A 9,759-nucleotide genomic window follows, 5' to 3' on the forward strand; every position below is an offset into this window, starting at 1 on the left:
GAGTGGCGCGGGCGGCTCGCGTGCGAGTGGCGCGGGTAGCGCGGGCGGCTCGCGCGCGCCGGCGTCCGCCGCCCAGATCGCCGCCGACCAGGCCGCGGTCGACGCGGCCAACGCCGTGCTCCTGGTGGCGCAGCAGAGCCTGGAGCAGGCACGGATGGTCAGCCCGATCAGCGGTCTGGTGGCCGCCGTCAACATCGCCTCCGGCCAGTCCGTCGGCACCGGGTCGAGCACGGCCACGATCGTCGTGCTGAACCCGGACGCCAAGCAGGTGACGACGACCGTCAGCGACAGCGACCTGGCCGCTGTGAAGATCGGCGCCAGGGCCAGGATCACCCCCGACGGGACCAGCTCCCCACTGACCGGCACCGTGGTGGCGGTCGGCCTGCTCCCGGCGGCGTCCACCGCGTCCGGCGGGACGGCCTCGGCCGGGTCGTCGGGATCGTCGTCCGGGGTGGCCTATCCGGTGACCATCGGCCTGGACGACGGCGGCGGGAAGCTGTTCGCCGGCTCGGGCACGGCCGTGGCCATCGTCACCGCCAGCGCGACGGACGCGCTCGCCGTGCCGACCTCGGCCGTGCTGCGCATCGGCAACCGGTACGTCGTGTCCGTCCTGCGCGATGGCAGGGCGACCAGTGTGCCGGTGCGGGTGGGCGCGGTCGGCCCGGCCTTCACCCAGGTGACGTCCGGCCTGTCCGAGGGCGACAAGGTCGTCCTCGCGGACCTGAACGCCCCCCTGCCCACCGGCAACACCACCCCGCGCGGCCTCGGCGGCGCCGGCATCGGACCAGCCGGCCGCGGCCTCACCGGCGGCCGCGGCGGCCTCACCGGCGGCGGTGGCGCCGGTGGCGGCGGCTTCGTCGTCAACGGAGGAGGCGGCGGACGGAGCGGGTGACGGGTCACCCGTTCCGTCCAACCGCCACCTCGACGGAGAAGCAGAACTGTGGGTGTTCGGAGAGAAAGGGACGGGGTCAGTTCTCCGGGGTTTCGGTGGCGAGGAGGGCCTGGAGTTCGTAGACCGCTTCACGGAGCCGGTCGACGAAGGTGTACAGCCCGTCGGCCACCGCGCGCGGTGTGCTCAGGTAGAGGTTGAAGCGGTCGGGCAGCAGCACGTAGGCGATGCCGATGCACTGGCTGCTGGTCGAGCCGAAGCCGAAGTACTCGATGTTGACCGACGGCGCGGAGCTGGTGCTGAGGTAGTCGTCCCGCAGCTTCACCCAGCCCGGGCTGTCGTACAGGTCGAGCGCCTCGGTCACCCCCAGTTCCTCGCCGCGCCGTTTCTGGATGAGCTGCAGCTCCCACAGGTGCTGTTCGGGCGCCTGTCCCGACTGGCACTGCTTCGCCCGTGCCACGTGCTTCTCGGCGGCTGCCCGGAAGGCCGCCCGGCGGGCCGCCGCGTCCGCCGTCGGATCGTCCAGCGTGGCCACGAACCGCAGCACCTCGGGTGTGACGACGCGCATCGCCTCGGTGCGCCCGCGCCGGTACTGCCGGGTGGCGATCGACTCGTAGGTGGCGCCGGTCAGCCCCTTGGCCCGCTTGTGCGCGAGCTGGTAGGCCAGCTGCACGAACGCGTCCGGTGACACCCGCAGCTGCTTGGCCCGGTTCCCGCCGAAGTCGTCGAACGACAGGATGGTCGTGGCGGTGGCTGCGCCGTATGCCGCGAACGCCTCGTCGGCGGCCCGCACGTCGGCCCGCAGGTCGTCGTCCAGCACGAACTCGACGGGCCTGATGTCCGGCAGGCCCTGGGGGACGGCCCCCGACCGCGCCGAGTGCTCCTCGGGCGAGGAGCCCAGCAGCGAGTCGACGAAGCTGAGGATCGTGGTCCCGTCCAGGCCGCAGTGCTCGATGTTGATACCCGCGGTGCCGTCCTCGAACACGATCACCGAGACGGCCTTGTCGAACCACCGGTTACCGCTGTTGCCGTACAGCAGCTGGTCGCACGCCTCCTGGGTGTCCGTGGGCGTGATGTCCTCCAGGCACAGCAGGAACAGCGCGGTCTCCACCTCGTCGAGCGCGGCGGCGTTGCCGGGGTGGTGGGCGATCAGTGTCTGCCGGCTGGCCGCCCATTCCGCCCGGGCCTTGGTGGTCAGCTGGCCGACGGCGCTGTCCGGCGCGGCCGGGGCCGCACCGGCCTTCCGGATCGCCTCCAGGCCCGCCGCGAGATCGTCTAACGCGTACGGCCGGCCGTCGGGGCCCAGCACGTCCAGGTGGAAGATGTTCCCGCGGAAGAACACCGCGATGTGGCGGGCCCGGGACGGGCCCGGCCACTGCTCGCTGTACGGCACGCGGACGGTGTCCTGCTCGGCTCCGGGTATCCGCGTCGTGGAGAACAGGAACTTGTTCTGTTCCATCGACAGCGGCCGCCCCCGCTGGATGGCGGCCGGGATGCGTTCGTCGTCGAGCTGCAGTTTGTGGTTGACGGCGGCGGCGATGAGCCCGGCGGCCCGCTCCACCTGCCGCAGCGGCGACTTCTTGAACAGGAAGAAGAAGTTCGCGTTGAGCGCGATGCGGTCGCGGCGGCCCAGATACCGGGACGGCCAGAACGTGTCGAGCCAGCTGTGCACACCCTCGGTGGCGTCGTACTCCACCAGTGCCTGGTGGAGCCGCTGACCGGGGCCGCCCGGCCGCCGGAACGCGGCCACCGCCGCCTCGGTCCGAGCCAGCTCGTCCGCGGTCAGCAGCGGCGCGGCCCACTCCAGGAACCTCTCGGCGCTCTCCTCCAGGGCGGGCAGCGGCACCCGTGGCAGCAGGTCCTCATTGCCGAAGGTGCGGGTGGACAGTTCCTGCTCGGCAGGCGTACGGGCGGGTGGCTCCTGGCTGGCGGGGGCGGTAGCCGGGGTGGACAGCCGCTGGGTCACGCTCAGTTCCTGATTGACAGTCAATGTGATCCTCGGGCTCGGTGGTTGTGGGGACCTGGACGATTTCTTGCCGGTTAGTGATCCATTGCCGGTTGCGAGGTCGATGACCACGCAACCCTTCGTGCCGCGCGGCTGGGAGACGTAGAGCTGCGCGTAGAGCCAGCCGTCGGTTTCCAGACCACTCGGGTCCACGCCGACGTTGCTCAGGGTGTCCAGTACGAGCGACTGCTCCTGGGGAGAGGCGAAGCGCCGCTGCCGGAACATGTGCTCGAGATGAACGGTCTCGTACCCCAGTCCGGCCAGGCTCTCCTCGACGGGCTCGAACGGGAACATCCGTAGGACGAAATGCGCCATCCACGGCCGGCGCTCGTCGTTCGCGTGGACCACCCGCACGAGGGTCCGATGGGTGACGTAACCGATACAGCCGGTCGAGATGACCAGGTCGGCGCCGGCCAGCTGCCGGCGTTGTCGCGGGGTGGGGTCCTTCTCCTCCAGATCGGCGTGCACCGCGTCGTCGATGAAACCGGCGGCGAGCGCGTACGAGAGGGCGGGCCGCGAGGTGTCCAGGCCCACGAAGCGGATTCGGCGCGGGTCGGCCCGCGACCGGACCAGCTCCTGGTCACGGGCCAGCAGCGTCTCACGGGCCGGTGTACCCGCGTCCCGGTCGCAGTACCGTTCGTACAGCTCCTCCATGCTCGCGTCACATTTCAGCAGAGCCGCGTTGATACCGTACGAACAACCGATGTCCAGAATGTTGATACCTGAATCCCCCCGTAACTCCCGGCACGCTTCGATGATCTTCACGAAATGAGGTTTCGCCAGCTGCGGGATATCATAGTCGAGCCTGCGCAGCGTGTCGAAGTAGGCGTACGGGTCGGGTTGGGTGTAGATGTGATCGAGTGAAACTTTTCCGGTGGCATCAAAACGCACGGGCTGGGTTCCTCCTTGGATCACGGAACGGGCAACTGACCGGCATCGGGCCCGGGCTGCCGGTCGCCCCCCCAGACCGCGTCCGGCGGATCTTCCGGCCGGAACAGGTCGTAACCCACTCCGGCCGGCATCCGCCGGAAACGGCCTTAATCCAACAGTTGGTCGACCCGCACGGCGTTTCCAGCGGCCGCCAGGTGCTGGGGCAGCACCCGGCCGAAAAGCTGTCTCGTCCGCTCCACGCTGCCGACCACCCCAGGGCGTTCGCTGTACGAGAAAATCGCCGAGTGACGCGCGGTGTCACCACGCACGGCGCTCACCCGGTGCATCGAATAACGGCCCCTGAACAGTTGCAGATCCCCTGGCCGCAGGGACACCCGACGGATCAGGTGCCCGCCGTGGCCGGCCAGCACGGCCCGCACGTCGGCGAAGTTCTCCGTCGTCGTGGACCTGATACCCGGGCAGTACTCGAACACCCCGCCGTCCGTCGGCTCCTGTGTGATCAGGCTCACCGCGAACTCGTTCGTGTCGAAGTGCCATGGATGTTCCATGCCCGGGGTGACAACGTTGAGGCACAGCCCGGCCAGGGAATCCGCGAGCTCGTGGAGCCGGGGCAGCTCGAAACAACTGGCAATGAAGTGCTGGAACAACTCGTTGGTGTAGAGCTGATGAATGACGAAATCGTCGGGGATGCGATCGCGCGCCACGAAGGCGTTACCACGCCGCATGGGCAGCCGGCCGGGATGGTCCGCCGGCAGGTCCGCGTCGGCGGCTATGTTGTAGGCGTTGACGGTCTCGACGTCATAGTATGCCCGGGGGGCGACCGCGGCGCATTCCAGCCGTAGTTCCTCACGCCGGGCGGGCTGGATGAAGTTGTGCAGAATGCTGCAGCCGTGGGTGTGTAACTCCTGCCGGGTACGAGAGACCACGTACTCCCAGTCGGTGCCACCCGGCTCCGCCAGCGGATAGAAGGCCGTGCTGACCACCCGCTCGATCAGCCGGGCCGCCGATGCGATCATGAGGCTCTCCTCCGCCAGCCGGGATCATCGTCGCGAGGCAGGACAGCACAACCACACGGACAATCCCCACGACCGACGTCCATACGCTGGCAGTTGCCCGATCCACACGCTGTCAAGGCCTATCCCTCCCCCGCGAACAGGTCACGTCCGCAGCGTCTTCTCGCCCGCCTCGGTCATGCCAGGAGCACTCGAGGAACCGGGCACCGACACGAAACAAACATGATCGCACAGCTTTTTCGACTCTTAGCACATCGTTACTCTCGATTCATGGCCATGAAGTCGTTTGTGACGTGCGACACCATCCCTTGAAAACGCCAGACGATCACGATCGACCAGGATCTTCCCCGTCCCCGCCCTGGCATTCATTTTGACGCCGGCGGCAGCCTCAGCCGATAGTCACACCAGGTGACTAAAAAGTGAACCCCAAGTGAGCAACGACCGATTGTCGGACGATTACCAGCTAGTACCGGGTGACCACCGGATGGACGTCGACGGCCCCCGCACGGGCGGAGCGGGCCGGGGCGGCCCCGCGAGCCGGCCCGGCGTCGCAGGTGGCCCGTCCAGGCCGGCGAGGTGGGCTGGTAGCCCCTCGGCCAGCCCCTCGGCCAAGGCGGCGACACCACCCGGCACCGGCCCGGACCGGCCTGGCCGGCCGCTGCCCTGCATGGCGGCCACAACACGGCCACGTTACAAATTGCGATCAACAGTGTTGCAGGTCAGGACGAATCGGTCCGCTGTCTGGACGGTGGGACCATCCCCGGCCAGGTGAATGACCACTCGTTGCGACCATCAGCAGATTGTGAGCCGAGCAGATGCCCATTGCGGCGCAGTTCTCCGAGTACGGCACCAGCGACGTGCTGCGCGTCGTCGACCTCCCGGCCCCGGTCGCGGGCCCGGGCCAGGTGCGGATCGCGGTGCGGGCGGTGAGCGTGAACCCCGTCGACTGGAAGATCCTCCAGGGTGCTCTGCAGGAGCTGGTCACACTGGACCTGCCGGCGGGCCTGGGCAGTGACGTCGCCGGTATCATCGACCAGGTCGGTGACGGTGTGACCGCCTTCGCGGCCGGCGACGAGGTGCTCGGCTCGTCCTTGACCGCCTCCTACGCCCAGTTCGCGCTCGCCGATCCGGCGGCTCTTGTCGCCAAGCCGGCCGAGGTGCCGTGGGAGACCGCCGGCAGCCTCGCCGGCGCCGGCGGCACCGCGTGGAAGGTGCTCGAGCTGCTCGCTGTCACCGCGGGTGAGACACTGTTGATCCACGCTGCCGCGGGCGGTGTCGGCGTCCTCGCCGTGCAGCTGGCCGTCGCCCGCGGCGTGCGGGTGATCGGCACCGCCAGCGAGTCCAACCACGAGCTGCTGCGTTCGATCGGCGCCATCCCGGTCACCTATGGTGACGGCCTGGCGGACCGGGTTCACGCGGCCGCTCCCCAGGGGGTGGACGCCGTGCTCGACGCGTCGGGCCGCGGCGAGCTGCCCGTCTCGATCGAGCTGGCCGGCGGGCCCGAGCGGGTGCTCACCATCGCCGCGTTCGACGCCGCCGACCACGGGGTCCGCCTCCACGTCGGCGGCGGCGGGCAGGACACCGTGCGGGCGATCCAGGACATCCTCGTCCTGATCAAGGAGGGCCGTCTGCGGCTGCCGATCTGGCGTACGTATCCGCTGACCGAGGCGGCCGCCGCGCTCGATGCCAGCCGGGCCGGCCACCTCGGCGGCAAGATCGTGCTGCTGCCGTCCTGACGGACACGCCTGCCAGCGGCAGGTGCTTCCAGGCGGACCGGGCCGCCGCCGGACGACGGCCCGCGCACCCGGGCCTGGCTGCCGGGGCCGCTCCCGGACGTCCCACGGGCAGGAGCGGCCTGTGGACGCCGCGTCGGCAACGGGCCGTCCGCCCCGTGCCCGGCTGGCTGTCTACCATGGTGGACAGCCGTTCATGGTGGACAGCCGTTGGTTCCAGCGGGAGAGAGACTGCGATGGCTGGTGGAGCGGTGCCGACGCGGGCGGCGGCCCGCCTGGCACCGCCCCGTCGCGTGTCGGCGGTGTACCGCCTGCTGCTGGCGTGCACCGCGCTGGCCGGGCTGTTCGTCATGCACGGTGTGGCGGTGGGGCTGGGATGCCCTGGTGGCGCCCACACGGCGGGGCCAGTGGCGGGGCCGGCAGTGGCGGGGCCGGTAACGGAGCCCCACGGCCTGGGCGCCGGCCACGGGGCTCCGCAGGTACGGCACCCGCCCGCGGCGGCCCCGATGACCGGCCATGGGACGTCCGTGCCGCCTCCCATGCCGCTGTCCGCCCCGGCGAGCGGCCATGGGACGTCCGTGCCACCGTCAGTGGCTGTGATCACCAGCGGTGCCGGCGGGCATGGCGCCCTGTGCGTGTCGCTGCCGCCCCGGACAGGGCCGGGCGGCCTGCTCGGTCTGCTGGCGCTCCTGCTGGGCATCGCCGTGATCGCGTGGACGTGGCCCGGCAGGGGGCAGTACGCCGGCGTCGACAGCGGTGGCCGGCGGCGCCGGGCCCCACCGCCAGCCGGTTCAGGCCTGCTGACCAGGCTGTGCATATCCCGGACGTGACGCAACACCGCTGACCGGAGCAGGGCTCCGGTCAGTCCGACGTTGCTGTCCATCCGCGCGCGTGCCGCGCGCCGTCCGGAAAGACTTCCGATCCCAATGCTGACATTTCCGCGTTCGCACGCACTTCTGTGTTCGCATGGCCGCGTTTCGTATCCATCCACCGTCCGCCCGCGTTGTGCGCGTGTGCTGGCCGGTGCCACGCTCCTGATCGGGCTGGCAGCGGCCGGCTGTGGGAGCTCCACCACGACCGGGCCGGAGATCGCGCACCCGATGGCGTCTCCCGCGACGCCGGGGCACGGCGGGATGCCGGCGTCCGGAGGGATGCCCGGCCATGCCGGGATACCGGGCACGGACATGCCCGGCCATGCCGGGATGCCGGGCATGGAGGGGCTGCCGGCCGGGGAGGGCCTGGCCGCCGAGGCATCCGGGCTGCGGTTCGTCCCGGTCGCGTCGACGCTGCCGGCCGACCAGCCGACTTCGTTCCGGTTCCGCATCCTGGCAGGCCCGGGACAGCACGATCATGCTTCGGGCATGTCGCCGCTGGGCACCCACGGCACCGGGACGGGCGCCGGGGACGGCACGCCCGTCACCGCGTTCAGGCTGGACCAGACCAAACCGATGCACCTGTACCTGATCCGGTCGGACCTCACCGGCTTCCAGCACGTGCACCCGGACGTGGAGGGCGACGGCACCTGGACGGCGCCGCTCCAGCCCGTCCGGCCGGGCGCGTACCGGGTGTACGCCTCGTTCGTCACCACAGACGCCTCGGGCGCGGACGTCCCGACGGTCCTCGGCCAGCCGGTCACCGTCGCCGGCGGTTCCGCCGACACACCGCTGCCGCCCGCGTCGGCCACGGCCACGGTCGACGGTTACACCCTGGCCCTGGCCGGCGGGCTGACAGCCAGGAACGCGGGCACCCTGACGATCACCGTGTCCACGGGCGGCCGGCCCGTCACCGACCTACAGCTCTACCTGGACACCTACGCGCACCTGACCGCCTTCCACGAGAGCGACCTCGCCTTCGCCCACCTGCATCCGACGGGCACGACCCCGGGCGGGAAGGACGGCGGCCCGGCCCTGACGTTCGAGGCGAGCCTGCCGCGCGCCGGCAACTGGCGGCTGTTCGTTCAGTTCCAGACCGCCGGCGTGCTGCGCACGGCCGCGGTGACCCTGCCCGTCGGCTGACCGTCATCCGGCCGGAGCCGGGAAGCGGCGGCGGTCACCGACCGACGCTTCCCGGTGGTGGAGCCGCGTCGGCCATGAGCTGGGCGTTCTTCCTCGGTCATCCGCGGGACGGATCATGGCCGAAGCTCCTCCGGCGCGCCGGGAGCAGCGGGCCCCTCGTCGATGACGATCACGTGCAGGGTGCGCGGGCCGTGCACCCCCTCGACGCGCTCCAGTTCGATGTCGCTGGTCGCGGACGGGCCGGAGATCCAGGTCAGCGGCTGGTCCGGACGCAGACGGGCGATCGCGGCGGGGACGCCGGCCACGACGTCCCCGGCCGGTATGACGCAGACGTGCACGTCGGGGACCAGCGTGAGCGCGCGGCGCCCGCAGGCCGGGCCACCGTCGAGCACGATCGTGCCGGTCTCGGCCACCCCCACCGCGGCGCCGGTGAGCACCGCGTCGACGGCGTCCAGGCCGGGCACGGACAGCGGCGCCTCGCTGGTGTCCCGGAGCACCTGCCCGCCGGCCCGTGCCACCGCCTGTTCCGCCGCGGCGAGCCAGTCCGCGGGCAGCCCGGCGGGCACCGCGACCCGGCGCGCGCCGGCGAGCGCCCGCACGATCGCGGCGGTCAGGCCGTCCGGACGCACCCGGTCCACGACGGCCCGGTAGTCGGCGACCCGCTCGTGGAACAGCTCCACCGTCGCCGCCGACCGCCGCCGCGCGTCAGCCGTGTCGGCAGTGCTGGCGGCCGTGCCAGCCGCGTTGGCAGTGCCAGGCGCGCTGGCCGCGCGCGGGTGGGCATAGTCGCGGGGAACCGGGACGTCCTCGGGCCGCTCGGCCGCGGGCACATCGGCAAGCGCCGCCCGGATCCGGCGCAGCATCTGCTCACGCGCGCTCATCACGGCCGCCTTCCACCGCGGGGGCCTCCCCACCACGGATGCGCCCCACCGCGGGGGTGTCCTCCGCGGTGGGCGTGCCTGCCGTCGTCGGGGCGTCCCTGCCCGTGGGAGCGTCCTCTGCCGCGGCCGTGTTCTCGCCGCGGGTACGCGCCCACCAGGCACGGAAGGATTCCGGGGGCGGCAGCGGGACGTCGCGCGCCCGGCTCCACGCCGCCGCCGGGCCGGGCAGCGGCACCGGCCCGACGGTCTCCCGGTCACCGAGCAGCCGCCGCACCGCACCGGCACCGCGCTGGACGGCAGCCAGCCGGCCGGGCCGGGCCAGCGCCCAGGCC

7 protein-coding genes and 1 pseudogene are annotated in these 9,759 nt (G+C 71.6%); 4 read left to right on the top strand and 4 right to left on the bottom strand.

Translation table 11 applies throughout. The features are described 5' to 3' along the window. Positions 1 to 892, top strand: an 892-nt coding sequence (locus NBW84_RS18645) for an HlyD family efflux transporter periplasmic adaptor subunit (RefSeq protein WP_250286025.1), incomplete at its 5' end; no start/stop codon positions are given. A 76-nt stretch (positions 893 to 968) separates the two neighbouring features. On the opposite strand, the gene NBW84_RS18650 is transcribed toward NBW84_RS18645, so the two are convergent. Both NBW84_RS18650 and NBW84_RS18655 read right to left on the bottom strand, forming a co-directional pair. Continuing rightward, positions 969 to 2,777: a choline/carnitine O-acyltransferase gene (locus NBW84_RS18650; protein ID WP_250286031.1), complete on the bottom strand. Its 1,809-nt coding sequence runs from the start codon at positions 2,775 to 2,777 to the stop codon at positions 969 to 971. 1,154 nt (positions 2,778 to 3,931) lie between these two features. Then, positions 3,932 to 4,801 carry a HalD/BesD family halogenase gene (locus tag NBW84_RS18655; RefSeq protein ID WP_250286026.1) on the bottom strand — a complete coding sequence of 290 codons (870 nt, stop codon included), beginning with the start codon at positions 4,799 to 4,801 and terminating at the stop codon, positions 3,932 to 3,934. An 812-nt stretch (positions 4,802 to 5,613) separates the two neighbouring features. On the opposite strand from NBW84_RS18655, the gene NBW84_RS18660 reads away from it, so the two are divergent. The 3 genes from NBW84_RS18660 (at position 5,614) to NBW84_RS18670 (ending at position 8,546) form a co-directional block, all read left to right on the top strand. After that, the gene (locus NBW84_RS18660; RefSeq protein WP_250286027.1) at positions 5,614 to 6,534 is read left to right on the top strand and encodes an NADP-dependent oxidoreductase; all 921 of its coding nucleotides are present in this window, start codon (positions 5,614 to 5,616) and stop codon (positions 6,532 to 6,534) included. 233 nt (positions 6,535 to 6,767) lie between these two features. Continuing rightward, a complete protein-coding gene (locus NBW84_RS18665; RefSeq protein WP_250286028.1) occupies positions 6,768 to 7,361 on the top strand; it encodes a hypothetical protein in 594 nt (197 codons plus the stop codon). 270 nt (positions 7,362 to 7,631) lie between these two features. Then, positions 7,632 to 8,546: a hypothetical protein gene (locus tag NBW84_RS18670; RefSeq protein ID WP_250286029.1), complete on the top strand. Its 915-nt coding sequence runs from the start codon at positions 7,632 to 7,634 to the stop codon at positions 8,544 to 8,546. 113 nt (positions 8,547 to 8,659) lie between these two features. Here the strand turns inward: NBW84_RS18670 and NBW84_RS18675 are convergent, their stop codons facing one another. Then, positions 8,660 to 9,427, bottom strand: coding sequence for an LUD domain-containing protein (locus NBW84_RS18675; RefSeq protein ID WP_250286030.1), 768 nt, complete (start codon positions 9,425 to 9,427; stop codon positions 8,660 to 8,662). Further along, positions 9,414 to 9,759 (bottom strand): annotated as a pseudogene (locus NBW84_RS18680) (hypothetical protein); the annotation flags it as partial. The gene NBW84_RS18675 and the pseudogene NBW84_RS18680, both read right to left, overlap by 14 nt.

Source organism: Protofrankia sp. CiP1_Cm_nod2, assembly GCF_920664355.1.
Lineage (GTDB): Bacteria > Actinomycetota > Actinomycetes > Frankiales > Frankiaceae > Protofrankia.